This window comes from Tateyamaria sp. GN1-10 (genome assembly GCF_055693845.1).
In genome coordinates this window covers 1,212,794-1,238,898 of the sequence record NZ_JBVFUR010000004.1, presented here as the reverse complement: position 1 = coordinate 1,238,898, position 26,105 = coordinate 1,212,794, and the positions used below count along the sequence as shown (strand labels likewise).

28 protein-coding genes and 3 pseudogenes are annotated in these 26,105 nt (G+C 57.0%); 6 read left to right on the top strand and 25 right to left on the bottom strand.

Features of this window, described 5'->3' with window-relative positions; translation table 11 throughout:
* Positions 1 to 13: 13 nt before the first annotated feature.
* From ACZ1HN_RS07925 to ACZ1HN_RS07915, 3 genes and pseudogenes are all read right to left on the bottom strand, one after another.
* Positions 14 to 812, bottom strand: a pseudogene (locus ACZ1HN_RS07925) (IS5 family transposase).
* Positions 813 to 1,171: 359 nt separating this feature from the next.
* A pseudogene (locus ACZ1HN_RS07920) lies at positions 1,172 to 2,230 on the bottom strand (IS110 family RNA-guided transposase).
* A gap of 390 nt (positions 2,231 to 2,620) precedes the next feature.
* Positions 2,621 to 3,232 carry a TetR/AcrR family transcriptional regulator gene (locus ACZ1HN_RS07915; RefSeq protein WP_299599958.1) on the bottom strand — a complete coding sequence of 204 codons (612 nt, stop codon included), beginning with the start codon at positions 3,230 to 3,232 and terminating at the stop codon, positions 2,621 to 2,623.
* A 418-nt stretch (positions 3,233 to 3,650) separates the two neighbouring features.
* Here ACZ1HN_RS07915 and ACZ1HN_RS07910 point away from each other — a divergent pair, with 418 nt between their 5' ends.
* Complete coding sequence (locus ACZ1HN_RS07910; RefSeq protein WP_472727079.1) at positions 3,651 to 4,718, top strand: patatin-like phospholipase family protein; 1,068 nt, start codon at positions 3,651 to 3,653, stop codon at positions 4,716 to 4,718.
* A gap of 147 nt (positions 4,719 to 4,865) precedes the next feature.
* On the opposite strand, the gene ccoS is transcribed toward ACZ1HN_RS07910, so the two are convergent.
* The 11 genes from ccoS to ACZ1HN_RS07855 all read right to left on the bottom strand — a co-directional run bounded on the left by ccoS (position 4,866) and on the right by ACZ1HN_RS07855 (position 12,179).
* A complete protein-coding gene (gene ccoS / locus ACZ1HN_RS07905) occupies positions 4,866 to 5,060 on the bottom strand; it encodes a cbb3-type cytochrome oxidase assembly protein CcoS (RefSeq protein ID WP_299701239.1) in 195 nt (64 codons plus the stop codon).
* Complete coding sequence (locus tag ACZ1HN_RS07900) at positions 5,057 to 5,608, bottom strand: HAD-IC family P-type ATPase (protein ID WP_472729294.1); 552 nt, start codon at positions 5,606 to 5,608, stop codon at positions 5,057 to 5,059. Before ACZ1HN_RS07900 ends, ccoS begins: the two co-directional genes overlap by 4 nt.
* A gap of 41 nt (positions 5,609 to 5,649) precedes the next feature.
* Positions 5,650 to 7,140, bottom strand: a complete 1,491-nt coding sequence (locus ACZ1HN_RS07895) for a heavy metal translocating P-type ATPase (RefSeq protein WP_472727078.1) — start codon at positions 7,138 to 7,140, stop codon at positions 5,650 to 5,652.
* Entirely contained in the window at positions 7,137 to 7,301 is a 165-nt protein-coding gene (locus tag ACZ1HN_RS07890; RefSeq protein WP_299207699.1) for a hypothetical protein, read from the bottom strand. The genes ACZ1HN_RS07895 and ACZ1HN_RS07890 overlap by 4 nt, the downstream gene beginning before the upstream one ends.
* Entirely contained in the window at positions 7,288 to 8,169 is an 882-nt protein-coding gene (gene ccoP / locus ACZ1HN_RS07885) for a cytochrome-c oxidase, cbb3-type subunit III (RefSeq protein WP_472727077.1), read from the bottom strand. Before ccoP ends, ACZ1HN_RS07890 begins: the two co-directional genes overlap by 14 nt.
* Complete coding sequence (locus ACZ1HN_RS07880; RefSeq protein WP_299207705.1) at positions 8,166 to 8,327, bottom strand: cbb3-type cytochrome c oxidase subunit 3; 162 nt, start codon at positions 8,325 to 8,327, stop codon at positions 8,166 to 8,168. Before ACZ1HN_RS07880 ends, ccoP begins: the two co-directional genes overlap by 4 nt.
* Positions 8,324 to 9,055: a cytochrome-c oxidase, cbb3-type subunit II gene (ccoO, locus tag ACZ1HN_RS07875; protein WP_299599964.1), complete on the bottom strand. Its 732-nt coding sequence runs from the start codon at positions 9,053 to 9,055 to the stop codon at positions 8,324 to 8,326. The genes ACZ1HN_RS07880 and ccoO overlap by 4 nt, the downstream gene beginning before the upstream one ends.
* 4 nt (positions 9,056 to 9,059) lie before the next feature.
* Complete coding sequence (gene ccoN / locus ACZ1HN_RS07870) at positions 9,060 to 10,682, bottom strand: cytochrome-c oxidase, cbb3-type subunit I (RefSeq protein ID WP_299207711.1); 1,623 nt, start codon at positions 10,680 to 10,682, stop codon at positions 9,060 to 9,062.
* Positions 10,679 to 10,999 carry a TehB-like domain-containing protein gene (locus ACZ1HN_RS07865; protein ID WP_472727076.1) on the bottom strand — a complete coding sequence of 107 codons (321 nt, stop codon included), beginning with the start codon at positions 10,997 to 10,999 and terminating at the stop codon, positions 10,679 to 10,681. Before ACZ1HN_RS07865 ends, ccoN begins: the two co-directional genes overlap by 4 nt.
* Positions 10,996 to 11,697 carry a DUF2189 domain-containing protein gene (locus ACZ1HN_RS07860; protein ID WP_472727075.1) on the bottom strand — a complete coding sequence of 234 codons (702 nt, stop codon included), beginning with the start codon at positions 11,695 to 11,697 and terminating at the stop codon, positions 10,996 to 10,998. The genes ACZ1HN_RS07865 and ACZ1HN_RS07860 overlap by 4 nt, the downstream gene beginning before the upstream one ends.
* Positions 11,698 to 11,762: 65 nt before the next feature.
* A complete protein-coding gene (locus tag ACZ1HN_RS07855; RefSeq protein ID WP_472727074.1) occupies positions 11,763 to 12,179 on the bottom strand; it encodes a hypothetical protein in 417 nt (138 codons plus the stop codon).
* 537 nt (positions 12,180 to 12,716) lie between these two features.
* On the opposite strand from ACZ1HN_RS07855, the gene ACZ1HN_RS07850 reads away from it, so the two are divergent.
* The gene (locus ACZ1HN_RS07850; RefSeq protein WP_472727073.1) at positions 12,717 to 13,115 is read left to right on the top strand and encodes a group III truncated hemoglobin; all 399 of its coding nucleotides are present in this window, start codon (positions 12,717 to 12,719) and stop codon (positions 13,113 to 13,115) included.
* A gap of 219 nt (positions 13,116 to 13,334) precedes the next feature.
* Here ACZ1HN_RS07850 and ACZ1HN_RS07845 read toward each other — a convergent pair.
* A pseudogene (locus ACZ1HN_RS07845) lies at positions 13,335 to 13,749 on the bottom strand (transposase); the annotation flags it as partial.
* A 119-nt stretch (positions 13,750 to 13,868) separates the two neighbouring features.
* Here ACZ1HN_RS07845 and ACZ1HN_RS07840 point away from each other — a divergent pair.
* Both ACZ1HN_RS07840 and ACZ1HN_RS07835 read left to right on the top strand, forming a co-directional pair.
* Positions 13,869 to 14,318, top strand: coding sequence for an RrF2 family transcriptional regulator (locus ACZ1HN_RS07840; protein WP_299207727.1), 450 nt, complete (start codon positions 13,869 to 13,871; stop codon positions 14,316 to 14,318).
* A gap of 168 nt (positions 14,319 to 14,486) precedes the next feature.
* Positions 14,487 to 15,244, top strand: a protein-coding gene (locus ACZ1HN_RS07835; protein ID WP_472726858.1) for an IS5 family transposase whose coding sequence is annotated in 2 segments (ribosomal slippage) — positions 14,487 to 14,811 and positions 14,811 to 15,244 — 759 coding nt in all. Because the reading frame shifts where the segments join, the coding sequence is not laid out codon by codon here.
* An 832-nt stretch (positions 15,245 to 16,076) separates the two neighbouring features.
* Here ACZ1HN_RS07835 and ACZ1HN_RS07830 read toward each other — a convergent pair.
* From ACZ1HN_RS07830 to ACZ1HN_RS07790, 9 genes are all read right to left on the bottom strand, one after another.
* On the bottom strand, positions 16,077 to 16,511 hold the full coding sequence (locus ACZ1HN_RS07830) for a sterol desaturase family protein (protein WP_472727072.1): 435 nt from the start codon (positions 16,509 to 16,511) through the stop codon (positions 16,077 to 16,079).
* Positions 16,481 to 16,726: a hypothetical protein gene (locus ACZ1HN_RS07825; protein ID WP_472727071.1), complete on the bottom strand. Its 246-nt coding sequence runs from the start codon at positions 16,724 to 16,726 to the stop codon at positions 16,481 to 16,483. Before ACZ1HN_RS07825 ends, ACZ1HN_RS07830 begins: the two co-directional genes overlap by 31 nt.
* Before the next feature lie 20 nt (positions 16,727 to 16,746).
* Positions 16,747 to 17,082, bottom strand: coding sequence for a hypothetical protein (locus ACZ1HN_RS07820; RefSeq protein ID WP_472727070.1), 336 nt, complete (start codon positions 17,080 to 17,082; stop codon positions 16,747 to 16,749).
* Positions 17,083 to 17,238: 156 nt separating this feature from the next.
* Positions 17,239 to 18,591, bottom strand: coding sequence for a sensor histidine kinase (locus ACZ1HN_RS07815; protein ID WP_472727069.1), 1,353 nt, complete (start codon positions 18,589 to 18,591; stop codon positions 17,239 to 17,241).
* A complete protein-coding gene (locus tag ACZ1HN_RS07810; protein ID WP_472727068.1) occupies positions 18,588 to 19,307 on the bottom strand; it encodes a response regulator in 720 nt (239 codons plus the stop codon). Before ACZ1HN_RS07810 ends, ACZ1HN_RS07815 begins: the two co-directional genes overlap by 4 nt.
* 95 nt (positions 19,308 to 19,402) lie before the next feature.
* Positions 19,403 to 20,545 (bottom strand): patatin-like phospholipase family protein, encoded by a 1,143-nt coding sequence (locus tag ACZ1HN_RS07805; protein ID WP_472727067.1) that lies wholly within the window; start codon positions 20,543 to 20,545, stop codon positions 19,403 to 19,405.
* Between the two features lie 4 nt (positions 20,546 to 20,549).
* On the bottom strand, positions 20,550 to 21,281 hold the full coding sequence (locus tag ACZ1HN_RS07800; RefSeq protein ID WP_472727066.1) for an ATP-binding cassette domain-containing protein: 732 nt from the start codon (positions 21,279 to 21,281) through the stop codon (positions 20,550 to 20,552).
* Complete coding sequence (gene devC / locus ACZ1HN_RS07795; protein WP_472727065.1) at positions 21,281 to 22,456, bottom strand: ABC transporter permease DevC; 1,176 nt, start codon at positions 22,454 to 22,456, stop codon at positions 21,281 to 21,283. The genes ACZ1HN_RS07800 and devC overlap by 1 nt, the downstream gene beginning before the upstream one ends.
* Positions 22,453 to 23,496 carry a hypothetical protein gene (locus ACZ1HN_RS07790; protein WP_472727064.1) on the bottom strand — a complete coding sequence of 348 codons (1,044 nt, stop codon included), beginning with the start codon at positions 23,494 to 23,496 and terminating at the stop codon, positions 22,453 to 22,455. The genes devC and ACZ1HN_RS07790 overlap by 4 nt, the downstream gene beginning before the upstream one ends.
* A 250-nt stretch (positions 23,497 to 23,746) precedes the next feature.
* Here ACZ1HN_RS07790 and ACZ1HN_RS07785 point away from each other — a divergent pair, with 250 nt between their 5' ends.
* The gene (locus ACZ1HN_RS07785) at positions 23,747 to 24,370 is read left to right on the top strand and encodes a TetR/AcrR family transcriptional regulator (protein WP_472727063.1); all 624 of its coding nucleotides are present in this window, start codon (positions 23,747 to 23,749) and stop codon (positions 24,368 to 24,370) included.
* Positions 24,371 to 24,661: 291 nt separating this feature from the next.
* Positions 24,662 to 24,964, top strand: a complete 303-nt coding sequence (locus ACZ1HN_RS07780) for a hypothetical protein (RefSeq protein WP_472727062.1) — start codon at positions 24,662 to 24,664, stop codon at positions 24,962 to 24,964.
* 212 nt (positions 24,965 to 25,176) lie between these two features.
* Here ACZ1HN_RS07780 and ACZ1HN_RS07775 read toward each other — a convergent pair whose 3' ends face one another.
* A complete protein-coding gene (locus tag ACZ1HN_RS07775; protein WP_472727061.1) occupies positions 25,177 to 26,079 on the bottom strand; it encodes a LysR family transcriptional regulator in 903 nt (300 codons plus the stop codon).
* Positions 26,080 to 26,105: the final 26 nt, after the last annotated feature.

The following is a 26,105-nucleotide window of genomic DNA, read 5'->3' as shown; positions in this document are numbered from 1 at the left end:
TTAGGGTCAGGACTCATAGCCAATAGATCACGGTTGCAGCGAGTGCGATTACGGAGAGGAAAACCTTTGGGCACCTGTCGTAGCGGGTTGCCACGCGGCGCCAATCCTTGAGCCTGCCAAACATGATCTCGATCGCTGCCCGGCAGTGCATTGCGAAGCAATGTCACGAGAGGGGCGATTGCGCCGTTTGTACCGGCGCTTGTCGTATTTGACGGTCTTCTTGCGTTGCTTCCGACCGGGGATACAAGCGCGTATCCCTTTGTCTTTCAACGCTTCTCTGAACCAGTCGGCATTGTAGCCGCGATCCCCGAGAAGCCGGTCGACATTCGGCAGGCTGCCGAGCAGTGCCCGCGCGCCGATATAATCGCTGACTTGCCCCGCTGTGACGAACAAGTCGAGTGGGCGGCCCTGGCTGTCGCAGATGGCATGCAACTTTGTGTTCATACCGCCCTTGGTGCGGCCAATCAGGCGAGCACGCCCCCTTTTTTCAAGCCCATGCTGGTCGCTGTCCGATGGGTTCTGAGATAGGTTGCATCGATCATCACCGTCTTCTGTTCGCCGTGCTCAGCCGTCAATCCTACCATCATTCGGGCGAGGACACCCTTATCGCTCCACCGCTTCCAACGGTTGTAAAGCGTCTTGTGAGGCCCGTATTCCCTCGGCGCATCCCGCCAACGCAACCCATTGCGATTGATGAAGATAATGCCGCTCAGAACACGCCTGTCGTCAACGCGTGGTTTGCCATGGGACTTCGGGAAGTACGGTGCAAGACGCGCCATCTGCCCATCGCTCAACCAGTGTAAATCAGACATGTTCACCGCTCGGTTTTCTAACCGTAAAGCACGCTCACCAAAGGGAATCAATGGGTCCTCCTGACCCTAGAAACAACAACGCTGCGCAGTCGGCAAAAATGAACTCAAGCACACTATCGGCCCCAATGTATGTACCGGCTGCTGTTGGCAAATGATTTCTCGCATGTTCTCGGAAGTGGCTCATATGTATCCAGCCTACTGATCGACACGCGGGTCGTGGCCGTGTTGGGGTTACGCACGCGCCGTGGTCTCATTAGCGGCAAGGTCCAAATTGACCGAATGGGCCGTCAGCCTCTGGGGGCGTAATTGTTCCGCTCCATGCTTTCTTTCAGTCGCGAACTCCTCTGGGTCGATCCGACTTACACGCCGATGGCGATCTCGTCTCTGGGCGCGTCAAACGCCGTTTTATATCTCAAGATGCTCCACGCCATTCGTGCCAGCTTATTGGCCAAGGCGACAGCAAGCTTGTTGCGGTTCATCCGTTCTGCGGCTCGCGTCAGCCAATCTCCAAAGCTAAAGTCCGGCCAACGGTTGGTTCGCATCAAGATAACCTTGGCGGCCTGAACGAAGAGCATTCGCAGGTATCGGCTGCCACGCTTTGGTATCCGGCCAAGCACTGTGCGACCGCCTGTACTGTATTGTCGCGGTACGAGGCCAACCCAGGCCGCAAAATCGCGTCCTCGACCAAAGGCCTCGCCCGTTCCAATTGCTGCTACCATCGCGGTCGAGATCATTGGGCCGGTGCCAGGGATCGTCATGACGTTGATGCAGTTCTCTTCGGTGCGACTGATCTGTTCGATCTCCTTCGAGACGGTTTCGATCCGATCATCAAGCCAGAGCCAATCGCCATAGAGACCAATCAAGATCGTCCGCATGCGAGGTGATATCTCGTCCTTACGCTCTTCCAGGATCGTCTCGAATGAGTTCTTCAGAGCTCGCAAACCTTTGCGCACCGTGATCCCCTGTTCGATTAGGAAGGCGCGGATCTGGTTGATCGTGGCCGTCCGGCGCAACACCAGCCGTGACCGAACGCGATGCAGTGCCTGCAAGTCGAGCTGTTCCTGGCTCTTCTCCGGGACAACCGGCAGATTGGGTCGCAATGCCGCTTCAGCTATCGCCTCCGCGTCGTTGTAATCATTCTTCTGTCCTTTGATGAATGGCTTCACATAGATTGCGGGTATGATCCGAGGCTCGAAGCCCATCTTGCGGAGAGTCCGGCTCACAAAATGAGCGCTCAGACAAGCCTCCATGCCGACCACGCACCGGGGCAGCTTCTCAAACGTCTGAACCAGCGCCAGCCGTTTGATCTATTTGCGCATCACCAACTGCCCATCAGGGTCGAATGCCACGATATGGAATGTGTCTTTGCCGATATCGATGCCAATCGACATCAACTCATCAAAATCGTTCTCCGCCATGCTACTTCTCCTATTTGCAGGTGAAATAGGCCAAGCCTAACCGGCTGGGTGAAGCAGCCAGTACATCCCATTACCAGCCATTTGGTTCAGCTCGCACTCGCAACACCGGTTCCCAAAACCAGACGTTCGTGCCTTGTGCGAGATTTTGGGGCAACTAACGACTGCAGGCTCGGAATAAAACGCCATTTAACTGCACACCCATCAATGACGGTTTCTGGGATAGCACTGAGGAAGCTAATAATCGCTATCCAAGCCAGATGAATAGGTGGATTTGGGCAACTGGACGGCGCAGCTGCGTCGCGTTGTCCAGGCAAATCTCGGGGCTGCAAGGGGTGACCAATATCACCGCCAAACCATGCTTGCGCGCTCGTCAGACACGGTTTCCGCAATTCATTTTGTCAGCAAGAAATGCATGACTTCGGCAGTGTCCTGGATCATGGCAGCCTCGTCCATGCCGGGATTTTCCACCACCATTTCCACCACTGAATTGCCGATTTCGATCAGCAGACGTACCCTTCTACGAAGTTCGGGTTCCGCGAAGCCAAGGTCCAGATTCATGAGCGAGGACGTCAGCCCGTCCGTAAGCTCTTCGTGAGACTTCAGTCGAACCTCAACGAGCTGCGGTGTCGCATACATCGTTTTCAACACGGCAACGCCGCCAGGGAAGTCGCGTGTGATTTGAACTTGTCCAGACAGGGTCCTGACGGTTCGGTCTACATTGAGGCCATCGTGTTTCATATCAACCGAACTCTCTGCCACCGCCGTGTTCTGCAAGTGCATCAGTTGCTTGGCCAGCTCAGACACAATGGCGTATTTGTTCGGAAAATATCGATAAAGAGCGGGAGGGGTCAGCTCTGCCGCTTTGCAGATCTTGTTGGTTGTCAGCTCTTCAAAGCCAATTTCTTCTAGCAGCTTAGCCGCTGTTTCCAAGATCAGTCCAACAGTCTTGTTCGCCCGCGTCTGCAAAGGCGTGGTTCGTCTCTCGAGCCGTTTCGACGTCATAGCAATCTCCTGTCAGCTGCGGGTCCGGAAGCACCAACCCAGACAGGTGGATGTATAGTATTTACTATATATTTTTGGGGTGCTACCAAAGCTCGTAAATTCGTTATGCCCTAAGCCTGAACATTCTGTTCCAAACTTGATCAGATGCCAAGCAGGGACATTTGCAATCATGAGACCAAATGAGCCACCGCTGTTGCGGTTCTCATCCAACGTGATCGCCTTTTGGGACCATTGACTATAAACAAAAGGTAGCGGTTCAGCGAGACATCTCACGCAAAAATTGGACAGAACGTGGCGGCGAGCTCGATTTCTCGGCGGTCTTTTCCTGATCGCGATTCTGGCTGCAGGGTGCGCGACGCATGATCGGGCGTCTGTTGCGCCGTCCGGGGATGACTATGAAAGCTTCGCGCCCCTGGGTGTGCCGTCAGATGTTCGAACTTTTGGCGACATTTCAGAGATCGATGAAGAGTCCATTGTCACTGAGTTCAAATCCGTTTTTGCAAGGCCGGGAAAACAGGGCAGCGTAAACATCCTCGCGCTTTCCGGTGGCGGGCCTGACGGTGCGTATGGCGCAGGGGTTCTGAACGGATGGACCGAGACAGGACAAAGGCCTCAGTTCGATGTTGTGACAGGAATTTCCACCGGCGCGATTATAGCGCCCTTCGCGTTCCTGGGGCCGGAGTATGACGCAGCCATTCGTCGGTTCTATACGACAACAGACACGACACGCGTTGCCAGGTTCAGAGTCGTTGGTGCACTAGTCGGAGGGGGCGCGCTTGCTGACAACAAGCCATTGGCTGATGCCATCGCCGAAGAACTGACGGATGCCATTATCCGGAAAATCGGTCAGGAGCATCAGAAGGGCCGCCGCCTTATCGTTGGCACCACCAATATCGACGCTGAACGTCCGATCCTCTGGGATATCGGGGCACTTGCCAGCGCAGACACACCAGAGAGCTTTGCATTGGTCCGAAAGGTCATTCTTGCCTCCGCAGCAATACCCGTGCTCTTCAAGCCGGTTCGAATTCCTGTAACCGACGGGCTCACAACCAAAGAAGAACTTCACGTCGACGGGGCATTGACCCAACAGATTTTCGTATACCCGGCCAACTTGCCGATGAAACGCACCCTTGCAGAGGTCGGTTTGGCAAACGCAGAGAACACAATCTGGCTCATCCACAACAAACGCTTGGAGCCCCGCTTTGAAGCTCAAAGTACACGTTTGGCAAGCATGGCAGGTCGGACATTGTCCACTCTGATCCGGTCGCAAAGCTATGGTGACATCGCGTTCATCATTGCGCTGGCCAAGCGCGACGGGCTGCGTGTGAACGGACTGGCCGTCCCAAAGCGATTTAGCGAAAAACCGACCCAAGCCTTTGATCCGGCCTATATGAAGAAGCTTTATGAGCTGGGTGTTGAAGACGGTCGCCAAGCCAAATCGTGGCGTCCTGATCTGCAAGAGGAACTTTTTGCCATCGGCAATTAAAGTGGCATGAGGTCATCGCCAAAATCCTGAGAGCGTTGCGCGGGTTATTGGAGGCTCAGGCTCTTTTGGGTTTGTTGGCGTTTTTCGTCCGAGAGAACTTTTCCAAAGCGGATCGGTGCCGCGTCAGAGAATAACGGACCGAGAACTTTAAGAGTCTCCACTCAACCCGTTAAGGGCACGGCGCTGAGCGTCGCTCATCGGCTTGTCTTCGGCCTCGAGAATGCGATGCGCATCACTCTCCATGTTATCGTATTGGCTCGCACGCACGGACCAGAAGAACCCGAGAAGGGCGCAAAGCCCGAGGCCAATAGAGATCGGGATGAGATAAATGATAGCGGTCATTCGGGCACCCTGAGGCGGAGGCCGTTCGCAAGAACTACAATGGAGGAAGACGACATCAGGATCGCGGCGACAAGCGGGCTGAGATAGCCGGCAAGGGCAAGTGGCACCGTCACGATGTTGTAAACGGCTGAGAACGTCAGGTTCTGGCCAATCAGGTCGCGGGCGGCCCGGGCAACCTGAATTGTCCGCGGTACCAATGTGAGGTCAGGTTTGACGAGGACGACGTCTGCCGCAACCTGGGCGACCTCTGTGGCACCAGCGAATGAGATCGAGACATATGCAGCCTTTAGCGCAGGCGCATCATTGATCCCATCCCCCAGCATCAAAGGTTTTTTGTCAGCTTCCATCGCCGTTCTCAGAAATGACAGCTTGTCATGTGGTGCAGCACCGCCACGGTGCGACGGGATTGCATTGCTGTGAGCGAAGGCTGCGACCGAGGGCTGCGCGTCACCGGATAAAAGAGTCAGTGGCATGTCCAGAGCGTCCAACGCCCCGAGCATATCTGGCAATCCAGCGCGGGCGGTTTCGCGAAAGCGGAAACCATGTATTTGACCTGCAGGAGAGCGATACCACAGGGTCGGAAACTCCGTTATCTCCGCCCCCCAACGAATTGTGCAGAGCCGAGCCGCGCGCCATCGGGCGCTTCAATTCCCTGCCCTGGAATCTCTCGCAGATCAGGCAACGGCATCACGTCCAGCCCGTCGCACAACATCTTGGCCAATGGATGCGCGCTGCCAGCTGCAAGCCTTGCGGCGGCGTGACGTATGGCGGCATCGGGCACCTGCAGCACCGGAAGCGGCTCGGACAGCGTGCCAGTCTTATCAGCAACCACGACGTTCGCGTCACTCAGCCGTTCCAATGCATCACTTGATTTCACGACGATGCCTGCGCGCATCAACATGTTGACGGCCCGCGCAGAAACCGCAGGGGTCGCGAGCCCGGCAGCGCAGGGGCAGGTTACCACCAGCACGGCAACGGCGATCATCAACGCGTCGGCAAAACTGGCGCCCAAAAGAAAGTACCACAGAGCAAAACCAGCAACACCGCCGCCCAGCACCAGCGGAATATACCCGCGCGCGAATTGGTCGGCCCGTTGTTGCGCTGCACTCTTGTTTGCAACGACATCCGTGATCATTTGGGAAATCTTGCCGATCTGCGCATCCTCACCGATATGGGTGACCTGCAGTCTTGCCGGACCGGTATGCACGATGGCCCCGGCCACAACGGCTTGGGATTTGGTGACCTCCCGTGGAAGGGTTTCGCCCGTTATGACGCTTTCATCCACCTGTGCATGGTCCGACAACAGCGCCCCATCGGCAGGCACCCGCTCGCCACTCCCAACAAGGATTACATCGCCTGGAAGCAGATCACCCGCGGCAACAGTTTCTATGCGCCCATCCGCCCCTTCGCGCCTTGCATCAATCTGCATGAGGTTGCGCAGGTTCTCTGCCGCATCCCCTGAGCGTCGTTTCAACGCACGCTCAATCACGCGGCCGATCAACAGGAAGAAGACCAAAGTCGTAACAGCGTCAAAATAGACGTGTTCGGTGCCGCGCAGGGTTTCAAACAAGCTGGCCAGATAGGTGATCGCGATGGCGATGGAGATCGGCGTGTCCATCGTCATCGAGCCATGGCGCAAAGCGCGCAGCGAGGGCGCGTAAAAGACCGCACCGGAATATAAGACGACAGGGGTGGCAAGGCCGGCTGAAATCCAATGCAGAAACTGCATACTGCCCGACCCCATATCAGTGGCGACACCCGCCCAGACCGCAAAGGAAATTGCCATGATGTTCATCATCGCAAAACTGGCCAATCCCAGTTGCGGCAGCAAGGAAGGCTCGACCGGTGCTGCGTCTCCTATCTGAAACGGCAGGGCGTCGTAGCCAATCGCGCGGATTTGGTCGATCAGCGTATCTGCGGTTTGCAGGGCGGGGTCCCAGACCAGCCGAATGCGTTTGACGGTGGCATTGCCGCGGGCGAGCACAACCCCCTGCTGCGCGCCCAAATGGCGTTCGATCTTGGCAATGCAGCCTGCGCAATTCACGCCATCCAGGGCAAAGGTCAGGCTTGCCTGTGTCACTTCGCGGCCCCCTTGATGCTGCGTTCCAGAACCTGCCCTTGGTAGGCGTCAATTGAGATATAGATGTGCCAGGACTTGATCCCGATATAGCCCAGCAACAGCAGTCCGATCATTGCGAACATCTTGTTGCGGAACTGCGGCTCTTTTTCAGTTCGAGGCATCGTCCTTTTCCTCATCCTGACCAGCCCACAGCACATACATTGTCAGCTTCTTGATCTCTTCTTCGGTCAACCGTCCCGACCAGCCCGGCATGACACCTCGGCGTCCGTATTTGAGGGTCTGGGTCAGCACCTCGCGCGACCCGCCATATATCCATGCGTCGTCCACGAGGCTAGGCGCTCCGCTTTCCATGCCGCCAATGCCACCCTCCTCGTGGCAGCTGGAGCAATTGTCCTCGAAAACAGTTACGCCGGTTTTCGCCAGTTCTGTGTTATGCTTAGAGCCGGAAATCTGGAGGACATATTCCACCACAGCTTTCAGATCAGAGCTTTCGATCATACCATCACCAAAGGCTGGCATTTCCGCCCAACGGGTATCGTCATCAAGGTGGTTGATCCCAACTTGCAGCGTGTATTCAATTTCCTCGGGCGTGCCGGACCAAAGCCAATGATCATCTGTCAGATTGGGAAAGTTTGTCTGCCCTTTCAGGTCGCGCCCATGGCATGCCGCGCAATTGTCGCGATAAAGCACGCCAATGGCCTCGCCATACTTGGCCTCAAGCGTTGTATCCTCAGCCAATGCGGCAACATCGAGTTCGGCAAATTCTGGCATTTGCATCAGGCGGAGATCCTGGCGCGCGTCCACAGCAACGGCAACCCTGTCACGCGACGAATATCCCGCAATACCCTTCACATATCCCGAGATGCCAGGCCACGAGGGATAGAGCACCCAAATGATGACTGAGACAATGACTGTCAGCCACAGCGAGATCCGAAAGACCAGTGGCACAGGCGTGTTCAGTTCCTTCAGCCCATCCCATTCATGGCCGGTGGTTTCCTGTCCGCTCGTCTCGTCCAGCTCAGGTTTCATCGTTTGATTTCCTCGTCGCTGAGAGGGGATTGTGCTGCCTTGTCGTAGGTTTTCTTATGTGACGGCCAATAGACCCAGAGAGCGGCCAACAAGAACACGACCAGCAGGTAAACTGCGCCCCAGGTCTTGGAGAAAACAAGAACTGTATCATGGGTCATCTGTTGTTTGCCTCCGCATCGAAGCTGTCAAAATCAACGAGTGTCCCCAGCATTTGCAGATATGCCACAACCGCGTCCATTTCGGTCAACTGGTCGGGCTGGCCATCAAAATCGCGGACCTGCACATTCTCGCCATAGCTTTCGCGCAGATCATCCTCGTAATCCGCAAGTGGGTCGGCCTGCCGCAAGGCGTCTCTTGCCGCATGGTTGATCTGGTCATCCGAATAGGGCACGCCAACGCGCCGCAATGCAGTCAAGGCGCCGCTCAGCTGCTGCGTATCAAGCCTGTTTTCCAGCAGAAAGCTGTAACCTGGCATCACCGACCCTTCGACAAAATCACGCGGATTGGTCAGATGTGCCACATGCCAGATGTCGGAGTATTTCGCACCCACACGGGAGAGATCCGGCCCGGTGCGCTTTGATCCCCATTGGTGCGGGTGATCGTACATGCTTTCGGCGGCAAGGCTGTAATGACCATACCGGTCCACATCCGAGCGAAGTGTGCGGATCATCTGGCTGTGGCAGGCGTAGCACCCTTCGCGCACATAGATATCGCGCCCGGCGCTTTCCAACGGCGTGTAGGGGCGCATCCCATCGACCTTCTCCACGGTGTTTTCAATGGTGAACAGAGGGGCAATCTCAAAAAGGCCACCCAGTGAGGCCACGAACAGGATCATCAGCGCGAACCCGATGCCGTTACGTTCCAACCGTTGGTGTGGTGTGCTCATTGCTTTATTCCCCCGGCTGCAGAATTGGACGGTTTGCATCAGATACGGGTGCCATGCGGGGCCCGTTGACGGTCATGTAGATATTGTAGGCTCCGAGACAGGCCCCGATCAGATAGAGCAGCCCGCCGATGGCCCGGGCAAAGTAGTAGGGGCGCATTGCATCCACCGTATCAATGAAGGCGTAGACAAAATTGCCGTCTGCATCATAGGTCTGCCACATCAGCGCTTGGGTGATGCCGCTGTTCCACATCGCGCCGACGTAGATCAGCGTGCCGGACAGGGCGAGCCAGAAGTGCCAGGCCTCAAGGCGCAGTGAATAGGTGCCTTCCCGCTTCCAGATCCATGGCACCATCTTGTACATCGCCCCAAAGCTGATGAAGGCGACCCAACCCAGCGCGCCCGCGTGCACATGACCCACAGTCCAATCTGTGTAGTGGCTGAGCGTGTTTACGGGACGAATGGCGAGGAAGGAGCCCTCGAATGTCGCCAGCCCATAAAACAGGATCGCGACCATCATGAAGCGTACGGCGGGATCTGTGCGCACCTTGTCCCAAGCACCGTTGATGGTCAGGATTCCATTGAACACCGACCCCCAGCTGGGCACCAGCAGGATGACTGACATGGTCATACCCAGATACTGCACCCAATCGGGCAGGGCAGTGTAATGCAGGTGGTGAGACCCCGCCCAGAGGTACAGGAAGGTGATGCCCCAGAACCCGATGATCGACAGGCGGTAGGAATAAATCGGCCGGTTCACCGCCTTGGGCAGGAAGTAGTACATCATCCCGAGGAATCCGGCGGTCAGCAGGAAACCCACGGCGTTATGACCATACCACCATTGCGTCATGGCATCCTGAACGCCGGAAAACAGTGAATAGCTTTTGGGATAGGCAATGCTGACCGGCATTGCGAGGTTGTTGACCACGTGCAGCATCGCGATCACCACGATAAAACCCATGTAGTACCAGTTTGCGACGTAGATGTGTGGCTCTGCCCGGTTGGCAAGCGTGCGCATGTAAATCCACAGGTAACCTACCCATGCAAAGGTCAGAACCAGATCGGCGTACCACTCCGGTTCGGCATATTCCTTAGATTGGGTGATGCCCATCGGGTAGCCTGTGACCGCCAACAGGACGAACAGATTGTAGCCGAAGAAGACAAACCATGGAGAGACTTCACTGGCCAGCCGGGCCCGCGATGTCCGCTGCACAACATAGAATGATGTGGCCATCAGAGCGTTACCACCAAAGCCGAATATAACGGCAGTGGTGTGCATGGGTCGTATACGTCCAAAGTTGGACCATGACATGTCGCCGTTCCAGGACGGGATCGCCAGTTGCCACGCCAAGATGTCACCGATGGTGAAGCCGATCACGCCCCAGATAAAGGTCGCCCCAACACCCCATTTGATAACTGTGTCACTGTATTCATGGGGGATATCGGGTCGCGTGTCGTTCAGCCGGTTGATCAGGTTCATTAACCCCCAGCCGGCCACAATCGCGATCAGCCAGCCGTGAAAGACATATCCAGCCTCCCGGCCAAACCCCAGGATCGCAACGCCGAGGAGGAACACCAAGAATGTGACAGCGAAGATTACACCGATTTCGACGCGTTCAGAGTTGGTCATAGCGCAACCTCCTCGTTGTCACGGTCCGCGTCCTTGGTCGCGGGATCATGGTAGAACTCAATGTGGAAACGGACCGACCCATCCGGCGCAATCTTGTGCAGTTCTCCGGGCAGGACCACGCCCGGGTTTTCGGGAGCCAAAAGCTGCGGCTCCCGGTCAATGCGCGTGTACAGCAGCTGGCCACTTTCGATCACGATCAATCCCCAAGAGTTAGGCTTGGTACTGTGATTGCTCAGAAGTGGCTGGGGAATGGTCGTCTCATCAAAGGTTTTGGTCTGCGCATACTTAATTGCGTCGTGAGGCAAAGAAACAGTCATGCGCGTTCTCCTTTGAAGAGGTCGCAATAGGCATGCCATGTGGCAAACCCGAGAAGCGGGAAAATGAAGATGAGGCCCAGAAGACCAGTGAGCAGGCCGATCAGAATGCCTGCACAGACAACAACCGCCCAGCTGATCATCAGGCGGAAGTTATGTGTGGTTGCGTTGAAGCTGAGGCCCATGGCAGAGAAACAATCGATCTTGCGATCCACCAACATTGGAATAGAGAAAACGGAGATCGCAAAGCCAAGCGCCGCAAACAGCCCGCCAAACACACTGCCAACCACAATCGTGGCAATCCCTTGAGGGCTCGACAGCAGTGTCGTCATCGTCTCGACAAACCCCGCGAAGGGCAGAAGGCCGAAGAAGATCGCAAAAATGAGTGTTGCGGCGCGAATCCAGGCCAGAGCGAAAACCATCAAGATGATGCCGATCAGGATGACCTGATCAGGGGACGCCACATCAGTTGCCCCCCCGTCCTGACCGCGACGGCTCATGCTATAAAGCCCGACGGTCGCCAGTGGCCCTACCAACATGCCGCCCGCCAGAATGGGCAGCAGCGCCCATTCGAGGTCGAAATACCAAAGCAGCAGTATTGTCACCCATCCGGCGGCACAAAGAGCGATGCCGTAACAGACCGCCGTAGTTGGGTGCCGCTTCAGATCTGATACTGCCAACTGCAGCCAGCGCTTGATCACCGTGGCGATTGGTTCCTCAACCCGGCGCGCTTTCCAGGGGGGTGCGGGCTGCCGCAATATCCATATCAAATCCGTCCTGTCTGAAGTGTGGGAGGGAACAATGCCATCGCTGCGGCCAGCAACAAGGCAAGTAGTTTTGTGCACTCCAGCGCAATGAAAACCAGATGCAGCTTTGAGCCGCTCAATGCGGTGCCGGCGATCACTTGATCTGTGAGCTCTGACAGCTGTGGCAGAACGACAAAGCGTTGGACGACAAAGACTGACAGGGCGACAAGGACCCATGTTTGCACACGGCGCGTTTCGATCGCGATGGCAAGCGCGGCAAATGCAGCGAGGACCATCTCCAGATACCCCACCCATAAGAACTGCACGCGCCCGACTTGCAGGGCAACTGGCCGCGTCAAGTCGGCCACCTGAAACTTCGCAGGCGCCGCAATCATATTGGCTGAAATTGATGCTCCGGCCCAAATGAGCAGAGACATTACGATTAACAGTCGCGCGGCAATCAGCATGTGCAAATCCCTGTTGCCCACTGACAAGCAAGGGGCATGAGGCCGGAGAGGCATTTCTTTGATCTCAAGCAGATTTTTGGGCGATGGCCGCCTGGAAAGTGGATGGCGACCGCGCGCGGTGATGGCCAAATGTGCATTGATCCCTGACTGCGGCTATTCCAGTTAGGGCTGCCGCAAACTCATCGCCCTATCGGATGCCTGACGCAGAGAGGTCAGGCAAAACACTGTTTTTGTCGCTTCACTCCTTAGCTGCCCCGACCACGAATTCTGTGAAAGTGTTTTAGGGCTTTTAAATGGTATTTACAATGCCTATTTTAAGCGTACGATTTAAAGCATGAAAAACCAGAAGTATGTGCCGGCACTTTGGATATGCTCACTTGATCTCAGCTCGGGTGCTTCGCGCTTGTCAGAATCATCTACATCAAAAAAATAGTTTTAACTAGCTTCTTGAGTGATACACCAAAAAAATAGCTTCATCCTGCCTGCGATCGAATGGAGACTTGCCAAGTGACCCCACCCCGCATTGATGTTGATCGGAAGGCTATCGCAGACGTGGTGGCGGTATTTTACCAGCGCGTCCGGAAGGACAGAACGCTCGCCCCGATTTTTGCTGAGCGTGTCAAAAACTGGCCAGAGCATGAGGAAAAGATCACCCGTTTCTGGGCGAATGCACTGCTGTTTGAGCGGTCTTATTCCGGCAATCCGATGCGCGCGCACATGGATGCAGGAAACGTTCGACCGGAACATTTTGAGGGGTGGTTGACCCTTTTTGACGAGGTCCTGAAAGAACACATCAGCTCGCCGCAACGTGAGCAATGGTCCACGTTAGTGCACAGGATTGGTCGCGGGTTGTCCTTTGGTTTGACCGAATTCCAGAAAGCACCGGGTGATCCGCCAAAACTCTGACACAGGATCATAGCCCCAAAAGCAGTACGATCCTGCTGTCGTGGTCATTCGGTCAGGGCAATCGCAGTTTCCATAGGGAAATGATCAGCCCCATCTGAATGGTCCGGTTTGATTCTTGGTTCATAATTGGCCGGGCTTCCTCCGGAACAATGGTTTCCAGGGTTGATGGGCGGTAGCCCAGAGCCCTGTGGGGTCGTTCGGTGTTGTAGTGCCTCCTTCCACTGTTCTATCAGGGTTTCTGCCGCACGGACCCCGCGACAGCTTGCCTTGTGTCGAGCGATGCTGGCGCAGTACCCGGCAGGCACGCCGCCCCGAAGCACCCACGAGGTCGATGCAGGCTCGACGGCCGGCGGGGCTCAGAAGTTTCCCATGGCGGCCTCGGTCAGGATCAACTTGTCGAACGTCAGGTCACGTATCGTTTTCCTTAGCCGCTCATTCTCCTTCTGCACTCCTTTGAGTTCCTTAAGTTGGTGGTTCCCATCCCGCCATACTGCTTGCGCAAGCGATAGTATGTCTGCTCGATGATGCGCACTTCACGGATCGCGTCGACCCGCAGCATTCCTTGCCCTACAAGCATCTCAACCTGCCGAAACTTCGTGAAAATTCCGTCTCGCCCGTGCGTCTTCGTAGCCATCTTGATCCTTTGTTTTTCTAAACATAACAGCGGACCACTTCCGGGGGAGGATCAGAAATACTGTGATGAAACTTATATTTTGCATTTGAGTTACCAATAAAATGCAATAGGTATCAGATATGCAGCTTTCAACATTCTCTGACTACGCGATCCGCACGCTCATGCATCTGGCGGTGGCGGATAGACACATGCTGACAACGCGTCAGATTGCAGTCATTCACGGGGCAAAATACAATCATCTTGCAAAGGTCACCCAGTGGCTTGTGCGGGAAGGCTATGTCGTTTCGATGCGCGGCAGAGCGGGTGGACTGAAACTTGCCGTGGATACGAAAGACATTAATGTGGGTCTTGTTTTGCGAGACCTTGAACGTCAAAGCGTACTTGTTGAATGCATGAGGGCCGATGGCGGATCCTGCATTTTGTCGCCGTTGTGTCCGCTTACAGCGGCTTTGAAGGCTGCACAGACAGCTTTCTTTGACTCCCTTTCCCAACTCACACTCCACGACCTGACAAATGAGAACCGCCCAATTGGCCATTTGCTGTCGCGACTTAATGATGACGTAGCCTAGAGATACAAAGCGAACGTGGACCTTAACCTCAACTCGCTGAGCCGGACCGTTTTGGTATAGAACCCATTCCTGTTTTTTTCTGTTTATTGGCTTGCGGTCACCTAGGGTCAGGATGCATTGATTTTCAGTGCGCTGCATGATTCACGGCTTGGAAAACGGAGCGGTGACATGAGCGACCTTTTCTGGCTGAGCGACGAGCAGATGACCAAGCTTTCCCCTTTCTTCCCGAAGTCGCACGGCAGGCCACGGGTCGATGACAAAAGGGTGTTGAGCGGGATTATCTTCATCAACCGCAATGGGTTACGATGGCGAGATGCGCCTGAGGCCTCCGGGCCGCACAAGACGCTCTACAGCCGGTGGAAACGTTGGAGCGAGAAAGGTATCTTCGCCCAGATGATGGTCGGCCTGGCTGCCGAACACGGCGAGGAAAAGACCGTGATGATTGATGCGACCTATCTGAAAGCACACCGTACCGCGACCAGCATGGCCGCGAAAAAGGGGGGCGTGGCCGCCTGATTGGTCGAACCAAGGGCGGCATGAACACCAAACTGCATGCTATCTGTGACAGCCAAGGGCGGCCGCTCAGCCTTTTTGTCACCGCTGGTCAAGTCAGTGACTACATCGGCGCGCGAGCGCTACTGAACAGCGTACCAAATGTGGACTGGCTGCTCGGTGATCGCGGCTATGACGCCGACTGGTTCCGAGATGCGTTAAAAGACAAAGGCATACGCGCCTGCATCCCGGGTCGAAAGCAACGCAAGACTACCGTGAAGTACGACAAACGCCGATACAAACGGCGTAACCGGATTGAGATCATGTTCGGCAGGCTCAAGGACTGGCGGCGGGTGGCGACACGCTACGACAGGTGCCCCAAGGTCTTCCTGTCCGCAATCGCTCTCGCAGCGACCGTAATCTATTGGTTATGAATCCTGACCCTAGGAATTTGCAGGCATGCACGGGCAAACCGTCGAATGTCCGCTTCTGTCGGTAGCTCATGGTCACCTCGCACCCGCAGCGAACTTCCGCTTCCCGCCCACTTTTTTGAAGAAGAGCTAGGGGATTTCGTCCCCACGCGCCTGCTCCTTGACGGTCGTCGTTATCATTTGGCAATGGCTGTTTCCGTGAATTGAACCGCACTGCAGCGATTGCTACGCCGCAATTGCGAAGGCTTTCTGCGTAAGCGAAAGCTGTACGGCAAAAGATGGCAAATCCCGCGGAGCGTCGGTTTGATGAGGCGCTGACTGTGCTCTCGCGGCGAATGGCCGCTATTCGGGCTGCGAGCGCGGCATCCAAAGACCTTGCCCAATGTCGCCAATGGGCCGAAATGACGGTGGCCTGATCGTCTAGGGACGAAATTGCGGCACCGCCTCCAATGTCCGCAGCGAGCCCATTTTACCGAATGCTGTGGTACAGACGAATGACTGCTTTCGGGTGCAGTCAGAACTAAAATGGCTACCCCACTACTGGCAGCCCCGAGGGCGATGCCGACGTTGAAGGGAGAGATATTCAAGGTCAATGCCATTGAACCATTGGGAGCCGCGGCTTCCAGTATACGGGTCTGAACAGTAGTCGCGAAGTTCCAGCCGGACAGTGCCCAAATTGCCGACAGGACCATTGTTGCGATGAAGGAACCATCGAACAACCACAGCAAGGTCATGGATGACCCCATCACGGCAATGCTGGCCAACAATGGGTGTGTAGCGAGGAGTCTCTGATTGGTACTTGGCGACCTAAAAAGCCTAGGCAGGACAATCGTGTTCAGCTTCGCCTGGTGATCTGGATTTCGCCATAACGCGTCTCGTAGTCATCAAGTTCGGTTCCCATCATGCGGTCCCGGAATCGGAAGTGAACCCCGTAATTTCCTTTGAATTTAGTGTGGTGCAAATTGTGATAGGTGCTTGAAGTCAGAAACCGCAGAGGGCTTGTATTCAAGCGTCTTGGATAGATTTCATACCCAAGGTGGGATTTCAGATTGTCCAAAAACCCATAGATCTGCAGGATCCTCAAAGCCAGCGCGTAAAGCGGGAAGATCAGCGAAACGGGGACAATCCAAAGAGTCTGAAAAACAGGTTCCGCCCAGTGAAAGGACAGCAAGGCAACCAGCCAGTGATGCTCCGAGATGCCAAGGTAAATCCGCGTGTATTCCATGGTGCCGAGATACGTCAGCACAGCGGGAATCTCGCGTTCACGCACAGGACGTAAAAGCTGTTCTTCAGCTCGCGCCGAAACTGGAGGGTGTCGGCACGGCGCACGATCTGGATGCGCCAGTTTTTCAGCCGATCTGCCAGCAGATACCAGAACACGTAATAGGCCAATGCAACCAACGGCACATTGATGGTCGCCGCCAACAAAAAGCTGTGCGGGACATGTGCGGCCACGTCCATAAGCGCGTCGATGATGGGCAGCATTGGCCTGTCTTTCGCTTGGCTCAGCGGGTCAGGATCAGAACGGTTCCGTCGCTTGCCTCGGCCCGGTATCCACCCTGGACGGGTTGCAAGGCCATGCAGCGTTCACCACCGCCCGGCAATCCGTTCAGGCACAGCGCGCCATCGGCATCGCGCCACGCAACCTTGCGCGACATGATCCCCATTTTCATTCGGCCGGTCCCATCCGGTGCAAGGGTCATGGTCATGGACCGGCCTTCGCCATTATCAGCGTTCCAGGGCTGGCCATCTGCCAGCCTAGCGACATCGGCGTGGGCAAATGTGACCAGTGACAGTACCGCGAGCGTCAAGGGAAGTATAAAAAGTGTCGTGCGTTTCATCTCTGGGTCCTTTCGGTTGCAGTGGAAGGAACAGCTCGCATCAAAACACCAAGACACGTGCTGCGTAGGTGCCCGATAGGGCTGCGATGATCAGAAGCGCGACGATGATCCACACCCCGGGTCTGCCCATTCGGGGTCTTGGGGGTGGTTCATCGGTCATGCGCCATCGCGTCGCGTTTTGAGGGTCAGGGTTGCCCTGAGCCCACGTGGTGTGTTTGCCGCGAGCTCCAATGCGCCGGATTGGCGCGCCATCAGATCACTTGCGATGGCAAGGCCAAGTCCAAAGCCAGTTTTGTCGCCCGTGTCCCCTGCTGCCACGGTCGGCAGCCGGTTAAAGGGTTGCTGTACGAATGAGATAAGGTGGTCAGGGATGCCAGGGCCAGTGTCCGTGACAACGATCTGCGCAGTGGAAGACGTTGGATTACTTTCCACCGCAACCTCGGCAGCTTCTGCATGCGTCACTGCATTGTTCAGAATGTTGTCTAGCGCCCGTATCGTCAGTTTCAGATCACCGACTGCGACAACGCGAGCCCTGCTGGACATAATAACGTCGTGACCCTGATCCCGCATAGCATCGACTGCCGTCTGGCAAAGCGCTGTCAGATCAATGTTTTGCAGGTCAACCTGTTGTTGATCGTCGCGCATGAACCGCAAGGCATCGTCGATCATATTTTCCAGCACCGATAAGTCCCGATCCACCGGCGCTTTCGCTGCGCCTAAGTTGGCTGTTTCAAGGCGTAGACGCAGGCGGGTCAGCGGTGTGCGCATGTCATGCCCAATAGAGGCGAGCGTGTTAGCGCGGTCGTCAATTAGCCTGCGCAGCTTGTTCTGCATGCGATTGAAGGCGACGATGGCCCGCCGCACTTCCAGTGCGCCTTCCACCGCCATGTCAGGCGCTTGAATATCGCGAGCAAAGGCGTTCGTAGCCGCGGACAGGCGGGCAATGGGAGCCACCAACCATGCCCCAACCCATACCGACAGGAGCATCAGCGGCAGAGCGAGTAAGCTGAGCGCCAAAATCGTGGCGACACGTGGAATTGTGCGCGTGATAACATTTGGGCGCGGCGTAAAGATCAACCACCGCCCGTCAGGGGCCATACTCGCAAGGCCAAAGGGCTGAACGCGCGGTGCCGGCGGCCACTCTGCATGCGTTGGGAGGGCAAAGGCCACGACACCCGGGATAGAACCCTGTCCAATCGTTTCGGCCAGCACGGCATCAACTTTCGGTAGGGTGGCGTCACGCGGTGCCCGGTCAACAAGGGTAAAGCGGTGATCCTGATCGACCAATACATCCAGCTTGTCGGGGTCGTCGCCCAATACACGCAATACGCTCAGCATCGGATCGGACAGATCCAGAATGACTTCGGACTTACGACCAAGTTCACTGGACAGAAACAGCATGAAACCAAAGGTCACGGTATGGGCAAGAAGTTGCGTGCCAACCAACAGCGCGCCGATCTGCGCTCTGATTCCAAACGTTCCGATCCAATGGCGCAGTCGTTCGATCACGGCATGATCTCCTGTACCTTGGGGGCAAAGACATATCCGCCATTGCGCACCGTCTTGATGATGGCCGGATGCGTGGGGTCGGTTTCAGTTTTCTGCCGGATGCGGCTGATCAGCGTATCGACGCTGCGATCATAGGGTTCGACCTGACGCTGCTGGGTCATGAGAACCAGTTTGTCGCGGCTCAGGACTTGACCGGCGTGCTCGCACAGGACGCGCAGCAGATCGAACTCGGCGCTGGTCAGCAAGACCAGCGATCCATCCGGTGCCCGAAAGTCGCGCGACCGGGTGTCGAGCCGCCAGCCGTCAAACTCCAGATATACGTCGCGCGCTAGTTTTGGTGACGCCGCAGCCCGGCGCAACACCGCTTCGATCCGGGCCAGAAGTTCCTGAGAATTGAACGGCTTTGATACGTAATCATCCGCGCCAAGGCGCAGGGCGTTGACCTTGTCCCCGGTTTCGCTCAGGGCCGTCAGCATGATCACGGGCGTGGTGCGGTTGAGGCGGATTTGGCGTATGATATCAATACCGTCGTCCCCGGGCAGCATGATGTCGAGCAGCACCAGATCGGGCGGGTCATGCGCAAAGGTGATGTGTACTTCGTCCGAGGTCATGACAGCAGACACATGATATCCGGCATGACCAAGGGCTTTGCCGACCATGTCTGCAATCTCGGCATCGTCCTCTACAATCAGGATATGTTTTTGATCTTGTGCCATGGCCTGTCATTTCAGTGTTTTCTTGAACTGGACCACGTTTTGCTGCGTGTTTCACCGTCGGCTCTGTGACGATTTGTGGCCCGCATGGGTGTCGGTTAGATCGTTTTGGGAAGATTGCCCCACAAAGCGCCGCGCGCCGCCCGGTCGTACCCATGTGCAAAGAGCTGTTGCATGTATTGCTGGTTGAACCGTGCGCTTGGATCGAACGTGATGCCGGAATCCTGAGCGATGGACGCCACCGAAAGATCAAGGTCACTTTGCTTGGAAAACAGGCGCGCGGATCGCACTGTTTCAGCCGCACTTGAGCGGATCATCGTGGTGAGTGCGCGTTGAGAAATTGACATGACGTTGCGCGCAACGGGTTGGGGGGATGGATCAAGCGTGTTGTTGATCACGACGTATAGATGGCCGCCATCTCCGCGACGCGCGGGACCTGAAAACGCGGCGGGCGGCACTGCCAACAGCTGCATGTTCACGCCGCCGTCGATATGGGTTTCGCGGACAGTACGGCCTTCGGTTGTGTATTGAAGCGTGACCGGCGGAAACAGGCCGGGCAGCGCGGACGAGGCGCGCATCACCTCGCGAAACAACTCATGCTGCCCATCAGATGCGAGTGCGCCCATGTTCCAGACCGTGCCTTTCCCCGTGTCCAGATTGGATGTGACCACAAACAGGCGTGCCCCATCTGCGTGACGCGCGGCGACGACGTTCAACACATCGGCTGAGGTGTACTTGGCAATCAGGTTTGCCATCGGTTTTACATCATAAAGCGAGTCGTTCAGCAGTCCATGCAACCCCCGCAAGCGCAAGATGTCATCGGGGCCGTGCTGGGTAAAAATCTGTTTCAACGCCGCGTCGTGTTCCGGTCCAGCAAAGGCAAAGGGCGCGATCAGGGCGCCGGTCGAAATGCCCGTAACAAGGTCAAATTCGGGCCTGCTGTCATGCGAGGTCCAGCCATTCAGGGCACCAGCGCCAAATGCGCCATCCTCTCCGCCGCCAGACAGCGCAAGCATGTCGGGTCCCCCGCGCATCCGGGATGGGTCGAGGTGGCGCACCCAAGTCTCCGCATCGTCTGACGTTGAAAACCGATAGCGAGCGAGCGGATCAGGCGTGTTTGGGTCGGGCAATTCGTCGAGGCTTGGCACCTGGCCGGCGCAGGCTGTCACTGAAAGCGCTGATGCACCAAGGATCAGCGTGCGACGATCCATCAATGACACGGCGCGGTCGGGTTCGATCATCGCGTCAACTCTTGGTCAATTCGACAAGTTGCAGGGGTTTGGTGGGCTGGACGACGTCCTTCACCACGCGGCCTTCCTCTAGCGTTATGATCCTGTCCGCCATCTCAAGGATGCGGTTATCATGCGTGACCATGACCGTGGTTGTGTTGCGTTGTACGCCAAGCGCCTTGAGCATTTCGACGACGGTACGGCCCGACACCTTGTCCAGTGCCGCGGTGGGTTCGTCGGCAAAGACGACCTTTGGATTCGAGACCAGCGCCCGCGCAATAGCGACCCGCTGCTTTTGCCCGCCGGACAGGTTGCCCGGCAGATAGTCACGGCGATCTGCCAGACCAACCAGCCCCAGTATGTGATGTGCCGCGGCCAGTTGTTTGATCGGATCACCGCGCCCGTGCACTTGTAGCCCCATCATGACGTTTTGGGTCGCTGTCAGGCTTTCGTGCAGATTGTGTGCCTGAAAGATGAACCCCAGCTTGCGTCGCAATGCGACCAGTTGTTTTTCGGGCGCGCCGTTGAGCTCCGTGCCCAACAGTTTGACGCTGCCATCCTTGACGTCCCGCAAGCACCCCATCAGCGTAAGTAGGGTGGTCTTGCCGGATCCGGACGGCCCCATCAGAACAGTCAGCTTGCCCAGCGCTATTTCCAGGTTCACGTCCCAGATGGCCTGTTTGCGCGCCTCACCCGTACCGAAGAAGTGGTCAAGGCCAGAGGTGATGATGGGGGACGCGTCCGTCATCAGAACAGGTCCGCCGGATCAGCGCCTGCCAGCCGCCGGGTTGCAATCGCGCCCGAGAGGCAGCACGCGACAAGGGTTCCGACAAAGACGGATACGATGCGGGCAATTTCCATTTCCACGGGAAGCCCCGTGGCGGCACTCATCCCCATGTAAAGGAGCATGGAGATGAATAGGCCTGGGATGAACCCGAAGACGGCCAGCACAAGCGCCTCCTCGAATACGATCCCAAGGAAAAACGGCTGTCCATAGCCCATCGCTTTGAACGTGGCATATTCGCTTAAGTGATCCGCAACGTCGGTCGACAACACCTGATAGACAATCACGATACCCACGATGATCCCGATCAGAACGCCAAAGCCAAAGATGATGCCAGTGGGACGCTCTGTCGTTTGGTAGGCCAGATCGGCATTGGCCGCTTCTTCGAGGGTTTGCACTTTGACCGCTTCCGCAGGCAGAACCGCGCGGAGACGGGCTACAACCTCGTCAGGTGTCGCGCCATCTGTCACTTTGAGCAGGATGTGATTGGGCGCGCCGCTGCTGCGCCCGCTGAAGAACCGCAGAAATGTCTGGTCGGACACAAACAAGGTGCCGTCAGCGGTGAACCCGCCGCCCATTGTCAACGTCCCCACGGCTGTCAGGGTCTTGCCGTTGATCTCGAACGCGAAGGGTTGGCCCGCGCGTAATCCGTCAAACGCGCTTGTCGGCACGCCGCGCATGGCCGTGTCGATCAACGCGGTGTTTTCAGGGATCAGCCGATTGAGCTGTTCGGCAATGGTGCGAGTGACAAAGGTCTGTCCCTGAGTGTCGAGGGCGTAGGTTTGCAAGCTGGCCGTGCTGCCGCCATCCAATTGGAAGTCGAGAGAGCCGATATAGAGCGGCGTGCCGGACGCGACCCCAGCCACACCCAACGCCTGAAACAGGCGGCTGCGCGCGACGTTGCTGCCATCGGTAAGGGTGTTGGCGTCTTCGGCAGAAATGATGATGTCCGCGTCAAAGAAGCTGTAGGGGGCTATCGTTGAGCTGTTAAGCGCGCCCAAGATTCCCAACTGCATGAACACCAGAAGCGTGGCAAAGGCGACGCCTGCAAGTGCCGCCGCAAACCGGGCCTTGCTGTGCGTCAGCTGCAACCACCCGATCGGAAGGCGCCCAAACATTCGTTGCAACAGCCTGCTCATGCGGGTTGCGCCGTATCAATGCGCACGATTGTTTCAAGGTTGGTGTAGCGCTTGGCCTTGTCCGAAGAGGCCGGGTCAAGCTTTATAATCACATCAACCACCCGCGCATCCGTATTGGCTGCAGGATCATCCGAGGTGATCGACTGGCGACCAATCTCCAGCCCAATCGCCTGTACGGTGCCAGTCAATACGTCACCCAAGGCCGCCGCAGTCACTGTCACCGGATCACCAATAGACACGCGCCCGATCAGGGTCTGGTACACCTCAGCCTCGACCGTCATCTGCCCGATGTCGCCAAGATTCAGGATGCCGTCGGTATCCGGGCGTTCCCCCACCTGCACATTTATGTCGAGAACGGTGCCATCTTGCGGCGCGCGGACAATGCTGCGCTCAAGCTCCCGTTCAGCGCGGCGCAGATCGACGCGCGCAGCCTCAAGATTGGCTTCGGCCACGGCAATGTCGGCCTGCACCGAACCGGACAACGTATTGTACCGCGACAGCGTGGCGCGATTTCGTTCCACGTCGCGCGCGGCTTCGGTGGCCCGCGCAACCACCTCGTCAAAGTCAGCCCGGGTGGTGACGCCGCGATCCAGCAAGGACGTGGCCCGTGCCAGTTCGGACTCCGCCTGTTTCGCCGTTACCTCGGCACGCTCCAGATTGGCAGCCGCTTCCTCGCGGCTGGCGCGCACGGTCTCGCGGGATTGCATGAGGGTCGCTTGGCGGACCTTGACTGTGGCTGCGGCCATTTCAATGCCGCTCTCCAAATCGAGCCTGTTGTCGAGGATTGCCAACGTATCGCCTTGTGCGACGGTATCCCCCACCGCCACTTTTAGCGCATGAATGCGGGCGTCGCTGGCGCCGAATGGCGTGGCAATCCGGGTCACATCGCCTGCGGGCAGGATACGACCCAAAGCGACGATATCCCCTTCGCTGACAACGGCCACTTCTTCTTGTGTGCTGACTTTGGCAACGGCGACGGCAATAGGAGTGTCCGTCCCTGCGCCCGGTGTCAGTCCCGTGGTTTCAAAGAACGCACGCAAGGCGGGGGTTGGAAATACATGCCGATCACCCCGCCAGCAAACATTGACGCCAGCACCAGAGGCACCATCCGAAGCACAGGTTTACGTGGCTGTGCCCGGGTGGCGCGTTCTGGTGCTGACGCCTCAAGCCCATTATCCGTGAGTGGTAAATCAGGGGCTTGGGATCGATCAGGATTGGCCATTTCTCGTCCTTGAGAATACTAATGACACATATGTCATTAACGAATGGCGTTTCAACAAGAGACATAAAATGACACAAACCAAACGCAGGCGGCGCAAGGACATGCGCCCGACCGACATCATTGATGCAGCCGTGCAGGAATTCGGGATCAAGGGATACTCGGCGACGACAATCGGTTCGATAGCAGCGCGGGCACAGATCGCGAGGTCCACGGTGTACCTGTATTTCGAAGACAAGGAGGCGCTGATTCAAGAAGCGTTTCGCGTGCGTGTCGGTGCCGTTATGACCGACGCACGGCCCTCAGGCGACGCGGCCGATCAGCCATTTTCCGAGGTGTTGTCCCAAATGCTCAACACGATGTACGCGCGACTTGTCGACAAGGACACAATCGTGTTGCTGCGTGTCCTGATCGCCGAAGGGCGCCAGTTTCCAGAGCTTACGCGCTTTTACCACGACACGATATTGTCGGCCGCACAGGACATGATGTCCCAGATGCTGGCCCATGGTGTCGCACGAGGAGAGGTCCGCCCCGAAGCGCTGGATTACGATCCGAAACTGATCATGGCCCCCGTTGTTATGGCCGCGATCTGGAGGCTGACCTTTGAAGACATCGCCCCCTTGGACATGCAGCACCTTGTTAAAAACCACGTGGACCTTCTGACGTCGGGCCTGTTTGTGCGCGGATCTGCGTGATCGTGCAAACAGAGGCTAAAGCCTGCTCAACGGTTGAACAGCACCATGTGTCCTTGGTCGGTGTATCCAGCATACCCGGTACCGTAGGCCTGCAGGCTCAGGCACTGTCTTTGCTGGACGCTCGGCGCATGCTGCGCTCTGGGCGCAATTTTGGGACCGGGGCCTGGGCGGATTTTCGGGCCCGGTCCGGGTCGTATCTTGGGGCCTGGTCTGGGGACAGGGTGCATCGCGGCGGCGCCGAAGGTCGGTGCCCCGGAGATGCACAGAACATTGCCATTTCTGACCCATCTCATGGCTGATGACCCGTACACAGCCGATGCCACCACAACGCCGTTCGGCATGAACGTCATTGCGATGGCACGTCCATCGGGCAATGTGACGGACCACGGACGCCCGTCTATCAAGGGTGAAGTAACGTTCTGTGCAATTGTTGAGCCGCCTAGCAAAATGCTGGCGCAAAACATGCAGATCGCGGCCTTGATCGAAGCCATTTTGAAAGCTCCCTTTTCCAGTCGTTTGTGTCGAGGCCGAACCCGTACAATGCAGCGACCCAGTGAAAGTTCAGCGGACGTCTGTCCTGCCGACACTGAGTGACGTAGTGAACCTGTCCCCCAAATGCTCGACACGTTTCATTGCTGGGTCCCACCAAGGGGGCTTTCGATCATGGTGTGGCGAAGCTGTGGCCCACGCACTGAAAGAGTGGACTTTGAAATTTCTGGCGTTGGACGCTCGTCCCAACCAACAAACGGCAATAAAGCTTCCATAAAGATGGCATCAGCGCTGCTGATAGCTCATGGTGCTCCGTCTCAGGCACCTGCGATTGCAGTTTTGATAATCTGCCGCAACCACTTATGCGCTGGATGATTGTCCACCCGTGGATGCCACAGCATCTCGTGCCTTGTGCGGTGGCTCTCGAACGGCAGTTCGCGCGCAATCAGGCCGTGTTGGGCAGAAAACCGGTCTGACAGCCGTTTCGGCAATGTCGCGATTAGATCCGAGTGAGCGAGAACACTTGGTGCGGCGGCGAAATGTGGGATCGTCATAGCGACGCGGCGCTCAAGACCACGTTCGGCCAAAAGGTCGTCGATTATGCCGCTGGTATCGCCGACCAGTGTCACCAGAAGATGGGATGCTGAGGCGAAGTCCTCCAGTTTGAGCAGGTTCCCGGCGAGCCGATGCCCTCGGCGCATCACGCAGACGAAGCTTTCCTCGAGCAACAGTTCCGTATGGAGCCGCTGGGGCGCGCGGGGAAACCAGCCAAGGGCTGCATCAACCTCGGCCGTGTCGACCTGCGCCACGGCGTCTACGTTGATGTGTGGCAGAATCCGCAGGTCGATCCCGGAGGCTTCTTTCGAAAGACGCTGCGCCAGACGCGGCACGTGAAGCGCCACGTCATAATCGCTCGCGCTGACGGTAAAGGTGCGTTCGGCCGTCAACGGATCGAATGTGCCGCCGTCCAAAGCCGAGCGCACATCTCGCAGCGCGCGGCGCAGGGGTTCAGCCAGCTCCAGCGCGCGTGGCGTCGGGATCATACCATCGGCGGTGCGGACGAACAGATCGTCCTGCAGCGCCTCACGCAGACGCCGCAGCGCGCTGCTGGTCGCGGACTGGCTGAGATTGAGACGACGACCGGCGCGCGTCACATGCCTCTCCGTCAAGAGGGCTTCGAAGACGAGCAGAAGGTTGAGGTCAAACCGGCTTAAATTCATGTCATGGATATTACTTATCCACACAA